12 protein-coding genes are annotated in these 12,676 nt (G+C 66.0%); 8 read left to right on the top strand and 4 right to left on the bottom strand.

Going from position 1 to position 12,676, the window contains the following annotated elements; all coding sequences use genetic code 11:
- Positions 1-6: 6 nt before the first annotated feature.
- The 3 genes from ACNUDN_RS16195 to ACNUDN_RS16185 are packed head-to-tail and all read left to right on the top strand — an operon-like array spanning position 7 to position 2,911.
- Complete coding sequence (locus ACNUDN_RS16195) at positions 7-900, top strand: carbohydrate ABC transporter permease (RefSeq protein WP_419122901.1); 894 nt, start codon at positions 7-9, stop codon at positions 898-900.
- Positions 897-1,823: a carbohydrate ABC transporter permease gene (locus tag ACNUDN_RS16190; protein ID WP_419122900.1), complete on the top strand. Its 927-nt coding sequence runs from the start codon at positions 897-899 to the stop codon at positions 1,821-1,823. The genes ACNUDN_RS16195 and ACNUDN_RS16190 overlap by 4 nt, the downstream gene beginning before the upstream one ends.
- Positions 1,824-1,834: 11 nt before the next feature.
- Entirely contained in the window at positions 1,835-2,911 is a 1,077-nt protein-coding gene (locus ACNUDN_RS16185) for an ABC transporter ATP-binding protein (protein WP_419122899.1), read from the top strand.
- 13 nt (positions 2,912-2,924) lie between these two features.
- Here the strand turns inward: ACNUDN_RS16185 and ACNUDN_RS16180 are convergent, their stop codons facing one another.
- The 4 genes from ACNUDN_RS16180 to ACNUDN_RS16165 are packed head-to-tail and all read right to left on the bottom strand — an operon-like array spanning position 2,925 to position 6,429.
- Entirely contained in the window at positions 2,925-3,527 is a 603-nt protein-coding gene (locus ACNUDN_RS16180; protein ID WP_419122898.1) for a hypothetical protein, read from the bottom strand.
- 60 nt (positions 3,528-3,587) lie between these two features.
- Positions 3,588-4,730 (bottom strand): hypothetical protein, encoded by a 1,143-nt coding sequence (locus tag ACNUDN_RS16175; protein ID WP_419125184.1) that lies wholly within the window; start codon positions 4,728-4,730, stop codon positions 3,588-3,590.
- A 45-nt stretch (positions 4,731-4,775) separates the two neighbouring features.
- Positions 4,776-5,225 (bottom strand): RrF2 family transcriptional regulator, encoded by a 450-nt coding sequence (locus tag ACNUDN_RS16170; protein WP_419122897.1) that lies wholly within the window; start codon positions 5,223-5,225, stop codon positions 4,776-4,778.
- A gap of 28 nt (positions 5,226-5,253) precedes the next feature.
- Entirely contained in the window at positions 5,254-6,429 is a 1,176-nt protein-coding gene (locus ACNUDN_RS16165) for a hypothetical protein (protein ID WP_419122896.1), read from the bottom strand.
- Positions 6,430-6,522: 93 nt separating this feature from the next.
- Here ACNUDN_RS16165 and dop point away from each other — a divergent pair, with 93 nt between their 5' ends.
- The 5 genes from dop to ACNUDN_RS16140 all read left to right on the top strand — a co-directional run bounded on the left by dop (position 6,523) and on the right by ACNUDN_RS16140 (position 12,676).
- The gene (gene dop / locus ACNUDN_RS16160; RefSeq protein WP_419122895.1) at positions 6,523-8,031 is read left to right on the top strand and encodes a depupylase/deamidase Dop; all 1,509 of its coding nucleotides are present in this window, start codon (positions 6,523-6,525) and stop codon (positions 8,029-8,031) included.
- Positions 8,032-8,137: 106 nt separating this feature from the next.
- Positions 8,138-8,332, top strand: coding sequence for a ubiquitin-like protein Pup (locus ACNUDN_RS16155; RefSeq protein ID WP_011780649.1), 195 nt, complete (start codon positions 8,138-8,140; stop codon positions 8,330-8,332).
- 68 nt (positions 8,333-8,400) lie between these two features.
- Positions 8,401-9,243 (top strand): proteasome subunit beta, encoded by an 843-nt coding sequence (gene prcB, locus ACNUDN_RS16150; protein WP_419125183.1) that lies wholly within the window; start codon positions 8,401-8,403, stop codon positions 9,241-9,243.
- Positions 9,240-9,992 carry a proteasome subunit alpha gene (prcA, locus tag ACNUDN_RS16145; protein ID WP_419122894.1) on the top strand — a complete coding sequence of 251 codons (753 nt, stop codon included), beginning with the start codon at positions 9,240-9,242 and terminating at the stop codon, positions 9,990-9,992. Before prcB ends, prcA begins: the two co-directional genes overlap by 4 nt.
- Before the next feature lie 239 nt (positions 9,993-10,231).
- On the top strand, positions 10,232-12,676 hold the full coding sequence (locus ACNUDN_RS16140; protein ID WP_419122893.1) for a GcvT family protein: 2,445 nt from the start codon (positions 10,232-10,234) through the stop codon (positions 12,674-12,676).

Here is a 12,676-nt window from a genome sequence, read left to right as displayed (position 1 = left end):
GTTCCGATGCCGAACCTCGTCGACCGGCTCGGCCGATCGGAGAGCATCAGCGGCTGGACGTTGGTGAGTCCTGCGGCGGTGCTGATCGGGATTTTCGGACTGCTGCCGGTTCTGATGTCACTGCAGTTGTCCTTTCAGGACTCCGATCTGCTCACCGACAAGACCCCGTGGGTCGGATTCGCGAACTACCAGAAGCTGGCCGAGGATCCGATGTTTCGGGAGTCGGTCAAACACACCATCGTCTACACCGCGCTGTTCGTACCGGGCACCATGGTCGTCGGTATGTTCATCGCCGCCGCGATGAACCGGTCGCTGCGGTTCATCTCCCTGTACCGGACTGCCGCTTACATCACCATGGCGGTGTCGACGATCTCGCAGGGCATCATCTTCCTGTGGTTGACCGACCGTGATTACGGACTCGTCAACGCAGCGCTGAATGCCCTCGGGGTGCCCTCGCAACCCTTTCTCGCCTCGCCGTCGCAGGCCCTTTTCGTCATCGTCGCGATGACGATCTGGGGGTGGACGGGGTTTTCGGTGATCGTCTATCTGGCTGCGCTGCAGGGGGTCCCGGCGGAGTTGCACGAGGCGGCCGCCATCGACGGCGCCTCGGCCGGCACCCGGTTCCGCACCATCACAGTGCCGCTGCTGGGTCCGGCCAACCTCTTCCTGCTGGTGTGGCTGACCATCAACGCCTTACAGCTTTTCGACGAGGTGTACGCCACCACCCGCGGAGGCCCGCTGAGGGCCACCACCGTCATCGTCTACTACCTCTGGGACCGGGCCTTCGTCCAGTTCGACGCCGGCTACGCCGCCGCCATGGCCTATGCGCTGTTCGTGGTGATCCTGGTGATCACCGCAGTCCAATTCCGCCTCGCACGCAGATATGTGCATTACTCATGACAAATCAGAAACTCTCCGAAGTCCCGCCGCTGGTCTCGGTGCCGCCCTCGATGCCCGCGGCCGTGCGGCACCGCCGGCCGCCCCGGATTCGTCTCGGGTTCAGCCCATGGCACTTGGTTCTCATCCCGGTGTCGTTTCTGTTGATCGTTCCGCTGCTGTGGATGGTGGTGACGTCTCTGCAGACCGAGGGGGAGGCCAACCGATTCCCGCCGGTCGTCGTCCCGAACAGTCCGCGCTTCGAGAACTATTCCGAAGCCTGGGCAGCGGCCCCGTTCGGTCACTTCTTCCTCAACAGCCTCACCGTGACCGGTGTGGTGTTGGTCAGCAACCTCGTTGTGTGCAGTCTGGCCGGTTACGCGTTCGCCCGCATCAGGTTCCTGGGCCGCGGCGCGCTGTTCGTGACGCTGATGGCGACCTTGATGGTGCCGTTCCAGGTCACCATGATCCCGGTGTTTCTCATTGTGAAATGGTTCGGCGACAACGTCTGGGAAGGACTGGGCATCGACCATATCGGAGCCTTGATGTTGCCCAATCTTGCCACGGCGTTCGGAATCTTCTTTCTCCGGCAGTTCTTCATGACCGTTCCTGTGGAGCTTGAGGAGGCTGCACGGGTCGACGGCACCTCACGCTTGGGCGTTCTGGTGAAGATGGTTCTGCCGTTGTCGCTGCCCGCACTGTCGACGCTGGCCGCACTGACCGTACTCACCTCCTGGAACGACTTTTTGTGGCCGCTGATCGTGATCACCTCGCAGGACCAGATGACCGTTCCGTTGGGGCTGAGCTATTTCCAAGGTGCGCATCGTGTCAATTGGCCGCTGTTGATGGCGGCCAACGTGATGAGCCTGCTGCCCATGCTGCTGGTGTTCATCGGTGCCCAGAGGTACTTCGTCCAATCGGTGGCCAGTGCCGGAATCAAGGGTTGAGGGGGGTCAAATTGGCTGAGGTCGAATTCCGTGACATCACGCGACGCTATGCCGACGACGTGGTCGCATTGGAGAATCTCAATTTGACCGTGGCTGATGGGGAGTTCCTCATCCTCGTCGGGCCCAGCGGATGCGGGAAGAGCACCGCGCTGCGCTTGTTGGCCGGCCTGGACAAGCCGTCCTCGGGCGAGATCCGGATCGGCGGCGCGGTCGTCAACGCCCTGTCGCCCGGTCAACGTGACATCGCGATGGTGTTCCAGAACTATGCGCTTTACCCGCACATGTCGGTGTACCGGAACCTCGCCTACGGTCTTCGTCAGCGCCGGACCCCACGCAAGGAGGTCGATCGGCGGGTGCACGCCACCGCGGAGTTGCTGCAGATCAGTGCCCTGCTCGACCGCAAGCCGGGCCAGCTCTCCGGCGGACAGCGGCAACGGGTCGCCATGGGTCGAGCCCTGGTGCGTCAACCGCAGGCATTCCTGTTGGACGAACCGCTGTCCAACCTGGACGCGAAGCTGCGAAACCAGGTCCGTGGTGACCTCAAGCGGCTGCACCGCGAGCTGCCGGTCACCTCGATCTACGTCACCCACGACCAGGTCGAGGCGATGACGCTGGGTGACCGGTTGTGTGTCATGTCGGAGGGCAAGGTGCAACAGATCGGAACCACCGACGACATCTACAACCGCCCCGCCAACACCTTCGTTGCCGCGTTCATGGGGAGCCCGCCGATGAATCTGATTCCCGCCGACGTCCGCGACGGTGTGCTCACCGTCGATGGTGGCGCGGTGGCGGCCGTGTCCGAACCCGACGGCCCGGTGATCGTCGGGGCGCGGCCGGAACACCTACAGCTGTGCTCGGTCACTGAAAACGATGCGCTTCGCGCCCGTGTCGATTTCGTGGAACCGCTCGGAAGCCACTGCCTGGTCACTGCCCTCGTGGGTGAGACACGGGTCGTCGCCCATTCCCAGCCCGGGCTCGCGCTGGACAGCGGCACGCGAATAGGCCTTCGGTTGCCACCGGCACATCGCTACTTTTTCGACCCCGTCACCGGGGATGCTCGGCGCAGCTGTCGGCGTGTGACGGTCTGAACACGAGGCGGGCTCAGTTCACCAGCGAATAACTGTTGGCCAGATCGTCTTGCAGCACACTGGCTTTGCGCTGCGACGTGTCGATGGTCAACGGCTCGTCGAGCCTGCGTGTGCGATAGGCCCAACCGGGCGGCAGACGCAGCCGTGCCTCCAGGTCGGGAAGGTCGTCGAGGGCCAAGGTGGGATCGACCATCTGACTGTAGGTCTGCATCACCCATCGGCGCCCCTGGTCGTCGACCAACTCGAAGATCGGGTTCACCGGATCGAAGACGAAGACCGCGCGCCGATCGACCTCGTTGACGGAGTAGGGCGCCGGGTTCATCGACGAGAGCGCGACGGTGGCCTGCCGCAGCATTTCCAGGCCGCCGAACGTCTCCCGCTCGGTCTGGGTCGCGCCCTCCTTCTCGATGGCGCTCATCAGCCAGTACCGGGGACCGTTCAGTACGGCGGCGGCGGCCCGGTGTTCGGCGGCGATCGCCTGCGCATCGAGCCCCGACCACAACTCGGCGGGGCAATCGTTGAGTGGAAACGTGTTGTACACGGTCGCCTGCGGACCGGAATCGGTGACGTGCACAAGAAGCACCTCGCCGTAGCGTTTGCCGAAGATGTTGGCCACGGCACGAACCTAGCCCTTGGGCACGCCGGCGCGCATTGTTTGGGTGAACCCCGGGTCCGGTCAGGCGCGGGTGTGCTCCGCGTGGAGGTAGGCGTCGCGGCCGGCGAGGCTGACCGCGACGTCGGCGATCAACGGTTCGAAGAACCGCTGCCGGTACAGCGGGTCGACGCTGGTGCTGACCGTGAAATAGAGACCGGACAGCACCGCCACGAACAGGGAGGTGTGCACCACGGTCTGCGGCACCGGGACGTTCACGCCGAACCATGTTCCCGCGCAAGGAGGTTGGCCCGCCGTGCAGCCCTTCTCTGCCGACCAGAGCACCGTCACATCGTCGGGTATCGCGATGACGCCCAGCGCCAGGAAAAACGCGAACAGTCCGGCGGTGAACAACACCACCTGGATCGCCTGCGCGACCACCATCACCGCCACCACGTTGACCTGTTCGGCGGTCGACAGGGAGGTGCGTTCGGCGGGACCGGCCAGGTTCTCCAGCGGTGTGCCGGCGAGCATCGTCGACGGATCCTGCTGTGCCGAGCGGTCTCGTCGCAGTGCGCTGACCTCGTCGCGGATTGTCGCAACCATGAACACCAACGCCACCAGGCTGAGGAAACCGATTGTCTGCCAGAGCCTTTCGCGGGACATGCGGGCCGCCAGCTGCCACAGCTCGCCGGTGAAGTACACGACGACGGTCAGCATCAGCAGTGGGAGCGCACGGCTCATCAGGGTGCCCAACGCCCCCAACTGCGTCCAGGCGAACCGGAACGCCCACAAGGCGATGGACCCGAATCCCAGATAGGTCATCCAGATCGCCGTCAGCGAGATCAGAATGAACACCGGTGCCTCCGCGGCCGCTGCGGCGGACCAGCCACTGACCGTCAGAGGCATGACGATGACGAAGATCGCCATCACCAGGACGGCGGCCCACCGGCGCAGCGCTTCTCCGACCCGGGTGCCGAGCCGGTGTAGGAGCTCCAGCGCGATCGGTGCAGCCACCAGCACCGCGGCGATCGCGGCCAGTCGCGCCGCATAGCCGTAATCAGGGGCGTCTCCCGTCACGTCGGCGAGCAGCATGGTGACCGCGGTGAGGGCACCGACCGCGCTCACCATCGGCGCCGAGCGTGCCACCAGCTTGCGCGCACGGACCCGCCGGGTCAGCACCAGCGGCAATCCGCGGTGCAGGAACCAGTCGTGAACCCGCCGCATGTCGGACACGGGCACATTGTGCTCGATCGACGGGCCTCGATCGGGTCAGCGCGCCGTGGGCGCCGGCGGCGCCAACGGAATCAGCGTGAGCGCCGGACTGCGGGCGAGGTCGGTCACCGTATAACGGTCGAGTTCGGCGTAGAAGGCCTCCTTGGCGGTGTGCAGAGCCCGGCGCAGCCGACAGCCGGCCAGCAACGGGCACGGCGAATCGCCCTCGCAGGTGATGACCTCCCGGTCGCCTTCCAGCTGCCGCACCAGCCGGCCGACCGAGGCGGTCCGTCCTGCCTCGGTCAGCGACAGCCCGCCGACCCGGCCGCGGCGAGCCTGCACCAGGCCGAGCTCGACGAGCCGGGACACCGCTTTGGCGATGTGGTTCTCGGATGCTCCCGCGCCGGCCGCAATCTGGCGGGTGGTGACGCGATGATCGTCGAATTCGCCGGCGCTGAGCAACATCATGGTCCGCAGTCCCAGATCGGTGAACCGGGTCAGTTGCATGCCACCACGCTACTGACGCGGCACCATCTCACCCGGGAGCAGGCGTGAATTTTCTCCGTGGGCGATCGGCGGTCACGGTGCGGTACCGGTCGCGGGCCACCAGCGTCAACCGCAGGTCCTCGATCAGCGGGTCGAGGAACTGAGCCCGATACTCTTTGTCGGCCACGGTCCGCGCGGCCAGGTACATGAACGTCAACGCGATCAGGAACATGGTGATCTGAATCAAGGCCTGGGGGACAGGCAGGGTCATGCCGAGCAACTGACCGTCGGGAGACCCGTTCCTGGTCAACGCCGCCAGCAGTTCCGGGCTGATCAGGATCAGCCCCAGGACGAAGAACAGCAAGCCGGTGACGATGGAAACCATCAGCACCTGGACGATCTGCGACATCGCGAGCACGAACACCACGTTGAGCCGTTCTGGCTTCGACAGAGCCACCCGGCGCGGTCGGTCCGGCATGGCTTCGAACGGTGTGCCGGTCAACTGTGCGGCATCCTCGGGCCGTTTGGCGTCCGGTGCCAGGATGGGCCGAACCCGGGCGAGGGTGTTCGACACCATGAAGGTGACCGCGATGAACATCAGGAAGAGCAGGCCGGCCCACAGCCGGGGTCGGCTGATCGTGGATGCCATGGTCCACACCGGACCGTTGAAGAACACCAGCACCGTCAGCAGCATCACCGGGAGCGCACCCAGCAGCAGGTTGCCCACCGACGCCAGATTGGCCAGCATCATCCGGACCGCCCAGCCGAGGATGGCGCCGACTCCCGTTGCGGTGCCGACGAAGATCAGCACGACCAACACGATCTCGGTGACGACGTCGACGAAGACCCGGGCGCTCGGTCCGCCGAAGATCCCCCCGAGCGTGGCGATGGCCAGCGATGCGGCCGACACGACGCCGCGCAACCGCTGATCATCGGTCCGCGACACCAGCCATCCCACCGTTCCCGCCGTCGGCAGCACCAGCACCACGACGCCGAGGATGAACCACTCGGTCCGGGTCGGAACGCCGTCGATGTCGATGGTGTGCTCACCGGTCACCCCGACGATGATGATCGAGTACGTCATCAGCACGGCCAGCCCGGCCAGTGCCGGGGCCGAGCGCGTCCACACCCGCCGCGCCAGCACACCGGGCCGCAGCACCGCGGGCAGGCCGTGCTGGAGGAACCACCGTTCGGCGGCTCGTCGCTGCTCGGTATCAGAAGGCATCGAGGATAAATCTCACCACGGACCCGGATGTGGCGCGGCCGATCGCCACAGGCAGTGGGCTTGCCCCGATCGTCGACCTCTACGCTGGTCGGTATGCAACGGATCATCGGAACGGAGGTCGAGTACGGCATTTCGTCGCCGTCCGATCCGAGCGCGAATCCGATCCTGACGTCAACCCAAGCGGTGCTCGCGTACGCGGCGGCCGCCGGGATCCAGCGCGCCAAGCGCACCCGGTGGGATTACGAGGTGGAGTCCCCGCTGCGGGACGCCCGCGGATTCGACTTGAGCCGGACGTCGGGGCCGCCGCCGGTCGTCGACGCCGATGAGGTCGGCGCGGCCAACATGATCCTGACCAACGGTGCCCGGCTCTATGTCGACCACGCCCACCCGGAATATTCGGCGCCGGAGTGCACCGATCCGATGGACGCGGTGATCTGGGACAAAGCCGGCGAGCGGGTCATGGAGGCGGCCGCCCGCCACGTCGCCAGCGTGCCCGGCGCGGCGAAGCTGCAGCTGTACAAGAACAATGTGGACGGCAAGGGCGCGTCCTACGGGTCGCACGAGAACTACCTGATGAGCCGACAGACCCCGTTCTCGGCGGTGATCGCCGGGTTGACACCGTTCCTGGTGTCCCGGCAGGTGGTCACCGGATCGGGCCGGGTCGGCATCGGCCCGTCCGGCGACGAACCCGGGTTCCAGCTGTCGCAACGCGCCGACTACATCGAGGTCGAGGTCGGCCTGGAAACCACCCTCAAACGGGGCATCATCAACACCCGCGATGAACCCCACGCCGACGCCGACAAGTACCGCAGGCTGCACGTCATCATCGGCGATGCCAACCTCGCGGAGACCTCGACCTACCTGAAGCTGGGAACCACCTCGCTGGTGCTCGACCTGATCGAGGAGGGTCCTCAGATCGGAGCGGACCTGTCCGATCTCGCGCTGGCGCGGCCGGTCCACGCCGTGCACGTGCTCTCCCGGGATCCGTCGCTGCGCGCCACCGTCGCACTGGCCGACGGCCGGGAGCTCACCGGTCTGGCGCTGCAACGGATCTACCTCGACCGGGTCGCCAAGTTGGTCGACAGCCGCGATCCCGATCCGCGTGCCACCCATGTGCTCGAAACCTGGGCGCACGTGCTCGACCTGCTCGAGCGTGACCCGATGGAGTGTGCCGATCTGTTGGACTGGCCGGCCAAGCTGCGTCTGCTTGAGGGTTTCCGCAATCGCGAGAACCTCGGATGGAATGCGCCGCGGCTGCACCTGGTCGACCTTCAGTACTCCGATGTGCGGTTGGACAAAGGTCTGTACAACAGGCTGGTTGCCCGGGGGTCGATGCAGCGCCTGGTCACCGAGCAACAGGTGCTCGATGCCGTCGACAATCCGCCGACCGACACCCGCGCCTACTTCCGTGGCGAATGTCTGCGGCGTTTCGGCGCGGACATCGCCGCCGCGAGCTGGGATTCGGTGATCTTCGATCTCGGTGGCGACTCGCTGGTGCGCATCCCCACCCTCGAACCGTTGCGCGGTAGCAAGGCACATGTCGGCGCCCTGCTGGACTCGGTGGACAGTGCCGTGGAACTGGTCGAACAGCTGACGACCTGAGAGGGCTATGCCCGGCATTCCGGCAGCCGACCGGTACTGTGGAGAGACCGACGGGCAGCAGGTCGGGTGCCCGCACTGGGTGGGAGAACTTACGCAGGAGGCAGCGATGGCTCAGGAGCAGACCAAGCGTGGCGGCGGAGGCGGCGAAGACGACGACCTCACCGGCAGCACTGCCGCCGGGCAGGAGCGCCGCGAGAAACTGACCGACGAGACCGACGACCTGCTGGACGAGATCGACGACGTCCTGGAGGAGAACGCCGAAGACTTCGTGCGTGCGTACGTACAGAAGGGTGGACAGTGACCTGGCCGGACCGCGATAACTCGGCGTTTCCGACCCCTCAACCCGGCGCGTTCCGTGATTTCTCTGCCATGCCGCGCGGACTGTCCCACGGTGGCGTGAACCTGTCGTCGTTCTCGGACTTCCTGCGTCAGCAGGCCCCGCAGCTGCTGCCGGGTGGCGGTCCCATCCCCTCTGATGCGGTACCGCATGGGACGACGATTGTGGCGCTGAAGTACCCGGGTGGGGTGGTGATGGCCGGCGACCGTCGCGCTACCCAGGGTCACATGATCGCCAGCAGGGATGTCCAGAAGGTCTACATCACCGACGACTACACGGTGACCGGCATCGCCGGCACCGCGGCGATCGCGGTGGAGTTCGCCCGGCTCTACGCCGTCGAACTCGAGCACTACGAGAAGCTCGAAGGTGTGGCCCTGACGTTCCCCGGCAAGGTGAACAGGCTGGCGACCATGGTGCGCGGCAATCTCGGTGCCGCGCTGCAGGGCTTTGTGGCGCTGCCGCTGCTGGCCGGCTACGACCTCGACGATCCGAACCCCGAGGGCGCAGGACGCATCGTGTCCTTCGACGCCGCGGGCGGCTGGAACTTCGAGGAGGAGGGCTACCAGTCGGTCGGCTCTGGATCGATTTTCGCGAAATCGTCGATGAAGAAGTTGTACGCACAGGTCGCCGACGCCGAGTCCGCGCTGCGGGTGGCCGTCGAGTCGCTCTATGACGCCGCCGATGACGATTCGGCGACCGGCGGTCCGGACCTGGTGCGCGGCATCTATCCGACCGCGGTGATCATCGGTGCCGACGGCGCTCACGAGGTGCCGGAGGAGAGGATGGCCGCGGTGTGCCGCGAGATCATCGAGAACCGTTCGCGGACAGATACCTTCGGCCCCGACGCCCGGCCGACACGAGGTGACGAGCTGTGAGCTTCCCGTATTTCATCTCGCCCGAACAGGCGATGCGCGAGCGGTCGGAGCTCGCGCGCAAGGGCATCGCCCGCGGGCGTAGCGTGATCGCGTTGGCCTATGCCGACGGAGTGCTGTTCGTCGCCGAAAACCCGTCGCGGTCCTTGCAGAAGGTCAGCGAACTCTACGACCGGGTCGGGTTCGCCGCGGTAGGCCGCTTCAACGAGTTCAACAACCTCCGCAGCGGCGGGATCCGATTCGCCGACACTCAAGGCTATGCCTACTCGCGCCGCGATGTGACCGGCCGCCAGTTGGCCAATGTGTACGCCCAGACCCTCGGCACCATTTTCACCGAGCAGGCCAAGCCCTACGAGGTGGAGCTCTGTGTGGCCGAGGTCGCGCACTACGGCGAGACCAAAGCCCCTGAGCTGTACCGCATCACCTATGACGGCTCCATCGCCGACGAACCGCATTTCGTGGTGATGGGCGGGACCACCGAGCCCATCTCGGCCGCGCTCAACGAGTCCTACACCGAGAACGCGAGCCTGGCCGACGCCGTGTCGGTCGCGGTGAAGGCACTGGGTGCCGCTGGTAACGGAGCTGAACCCCGCACCCTCGGGCCGGCCACGCTGGAGGTGGCGATCCTCGACGTGAACCGCCCGCGGCGCGCATTCCGCCGTATCACCGGTCCCGCACTGGAGGCGATGCTGCCCCAGTCGGAATCGGGCAGCGACGAGAAGACGGCCGAGGCGCCCGAACCCGGCGCCTGATCTGGGTGATGCCCCCTGGGGCCGGTTCGGTGCCGGGCCCGGTTCTGCCGTCTCGTGCCACGGTGTGAGCGTGCGGTGACCTGCGCGTCGACTGCGCCCGCATTCACAGCAATTCCGAAGGTGTGTTCACCTTGCGCGGCCCCGGCACAGGGTGGATGATTTGTTGCGTATAACGCATCACGTTGCGCAATAGGCAACACTTAGTCATCAGCAGCACTGTGTCGGGGGGCGGTCCGGGTATGCCGAAAGTCGTCGTGATCGGAGCCGGCATCGTGGGGACGTCGCTCGCCGACGAGCTGACTTCGCGGGGCTGGACCGACGTCACCGTGGTCGACCGCGGGCCGCTGTTCACCACCGGCGGTTCCACCTCCCACGCACCGGGTCTGGTCTTCCAGACCAACCCGTCGAAGACGATGACTGCTTTCGCCCGATACACGGTGGGCAAGTTCGGCGCGCTGACCCACCCCGGCGGCTGGGCCTTCAATCCGGTCGGCGGGCTTGAAGTGGCCACCACCCCTCAGCGGTGGGCCGACCTGCACCGCAAGGCGGGCTGGGCGCAGTCCTGGGGTGTCGAGGGACGGCTGCTGAGTCCGGCCGAATGCATACGACTGCACCCGTTGGTCGATCGCGGGCGCATCCTGGGCGGTTTCCACACGCCGGACGACGGGCTGGCCAAGGCACTGCGGGCCGCCGAAGCACAGGCCCGCCGGGCCGAAACCCGGGGCGCGGTAATGCGGCCCCACACCGAGGTGCTCGGTGTCGTCGACGACGGACGGCGGGTCACCGGTGTCCGTACCGCCGACGGTGTACTTCCCGCCGACGTGGTGGTCTGTGCCGCAGGGTTCTGGGGTGCGGAGTTCGCTCGACAGGTCGGACTCGTGCTGCCGCTCGTCCCGATGGCGCACCAATACGCGCGTACCGGTCAGATCGCCGAACTGGTCGGGCGCAACACTGAACTCGCCGAAGCGGGACTGCCCATCCTGCGCCACCAGGATCAAGACCTCTACTTCCGTGAGCATGGAGACCGCCTCGGCATCGGCTCCTACAGTCATCGCCCGATGCCGGTCGACATCTCCACGCTGATGGCAGACACCGCTGGGGAACCGATGCCGTCGATGCTGCCGTTCACCGACGAGGACTTCGCCCCGGCATGGGCCGCCGCAGGCGAACTTCTTCCCGCACTGCGAGATTCGAAGGTCGAGGAAGCCTTCAACGGCATCTTCTCGTTCACTCCCGACGGTTTTCCCCTCATCGGCGAGCACCGTGAACTGGCCGGATTCTGGGTGGCCGAAGCGGTGTGGGTCACCCACTCGGCGGGCGTGGCGAAGGCCACCGCCGAGTGGATCATCGACGGCACCTCCTCGACCGATACCCACGAATGCGATCTGTACCGCTTCGAGGCGGTCGCGCGCAGCCCGAAGTTCGTCCAGCAAACCAGCTCGCAGGCGTTCGTCGAGGTCTACGACATCATCCATCCGCATCAGTACCGCACCGCGCTGCGGGGACTGCGAACCAGTCCTTTTCACGCCCGGCACACAGCACTGGATGCATACTTCTACGAGGGCGGCGGTTGGGAGCGCCCCGCCTGGTTCGGATCCAACGCCGCGCTGGCACAACAACTTTTCGCCGCAGGCTTGAAGGTCCCACAGCGCGACGAATGGGCGGCGAAGTTCTGGTCACCCATTTCGATCGCCGAAGCGCACTGGACCCGCGAGCACGTCGCCATGTACGACATGACCCCGTTGACCCGGTACGAGGTGTCCGGGCCCGGTGCCGCGACGTTCTTGCAGCGCATGACCACCAACAACATCGACAAGACGGTGGGTTCGATCACCTACACCCTGCTTCTCGACCAAACCGGCGGAATTCGAAGCGATCTCACCGTCGCCCGACTCAAGCCGGAGGTCTTCCAGGTCGGGGCGAATTCACCACTGGATTTCGACTGGTTGGTTCGACACCGACCCGCCGACGTGACGGTCCGCGACATCACCGGCGGGACATGTTGTCTCGGAGTCTGGGGGCCATCGGCGCGAAAGGTGGTCGCGCCGCTGTGTCCCGACGACCTGTCGCATCGCGGGATGGGATACTTCCGCGCCCTCGACACCTACCTGGGAGCCATTCCGGTCACCCTGATGCGAGTCTCCTACGTCGGCGAACTCGGATGGGAGATTTACACCAGCGCCGAATACGGGGCCGCGCTGTGGGATCTGGTCGCCGATGCCGGTAGCTCGCATCACATCATCGCGGCCGGGCGTATCGCCTTCAACAGTTTGCGCATCGAGAAGGGCTATCGCAGCTGGGGTGCCGACATGACCACCGAACACCTACCCGCCGCAGCCGGACTGGATTTCGCGGTGCGGATGGACAAGCCCGTCGCATTCGTGGGCAGGACGGCCCTGCAGCACGCGGCCGTTCCGAACATTCTGCTGCGCAGCATCGTGTTCGACGATCCCGACGCGGCCGTGCTGGGGAAGGAGCCGGTGTCGGTCCGTGGCGCCCCGGTAGGTCATGTGACCAGCGCCGGATACTCGGCGACCATCGGCCGCACCATCGCCTATGCGTGGCTGCCCGCCGAGATCCAGGTGGGCGACCGAGTCACCGTCGCCTACCGGGGTATCACGCACTGCGCGACGGTGCACGCCGAACCGGTCGTGGACCCCGAGATGGCCCGGATCAAGAGGTAG

Origin of the sequence: Mycobacterium sp. smrl_JER01 (assembly GCF_048513595.2) — a bacterium.
Lineage (GTDB): Bacteria > Actinomycetota > Actinomycetes > Mycobacteriales > Mycobacteriaceae > Mycobacterium.
Note: the sequence above shows the minus strand (reverse complement) of the source record. Positions and strands in the feature narration are given on the sequence as shown.

What these genes read in the sequence shown, in the direction of transcription:
- ACNUDN_RS16165 (WP_419122896.1), bottom strand. Translation starts at nt 6,429, where the DNA reads ATGCCTTCTGATACCGAGCAGCGACGAGCCGCCGAACGGTGGTTCCTC.
- dop (WP_419122895.1), top strand. Translation starts at nt 6,523, where the DNA reads ATGCAACGGATCATCGGAACGGAGGTCGAGTACGGCATTTCGTCGCCG.
- ACNUDN_RS16170 (WP_419122897.1), bottom strand. Translation starts at nt 5,225, where the DNA reads ATGCAACTGACCCGGTTCACCGATCTGGGACTGCGGACCATGATGTTG.
- ACNUDN_RS16140 (WP_419122893.1), top strand. Translation starts at nt 10,232, where the DNA reads ATGCCGAAAGTCGTCGTGATCGGAGCCGGCATCGTGGGGACGTCGCTC.
- ACNUDN_RS16195 (WP_419122901.1), top strand. Translation starts at nt 7, where the DNA reads ATGCCGAACCTCGTCGACCGGCTCGGCCGATCGGAGAGCATCAGCGGC.
- ACNUDN_RS16190 (WP_419122900.1), top strand. Translation starts at nt 897, where the DNA reads ATGACAAATCAGAAACTCTCCGAAGTCCCGCCGCTGGTCTCGGTGCCG.
- ACNUDN_RS16175 (WP_419125184.1), bottom strand. Translation starts at nt 4,730, where the DNA reads ATGCGGCGGGTTCACGACTGGTTCCTGCACCGCGGATTGCCGCTGGTG.
- prcB (WP_419125183.1), top strand. Translation starts at nt 8,401, where the DNA reads ATGCCGCGCGGACTGTCCCACGGTGGCGTGAACCTGTCGTCGTTCTCG.
- ACNUDN_RS16155 (WP_011780649.1), top strand. Translation starts at nt 8,138, where the DNA reads ATGGCTCAGGAGCAGACCAAGCGTGGCGGCGGAGGCGGCGAAGACGAC.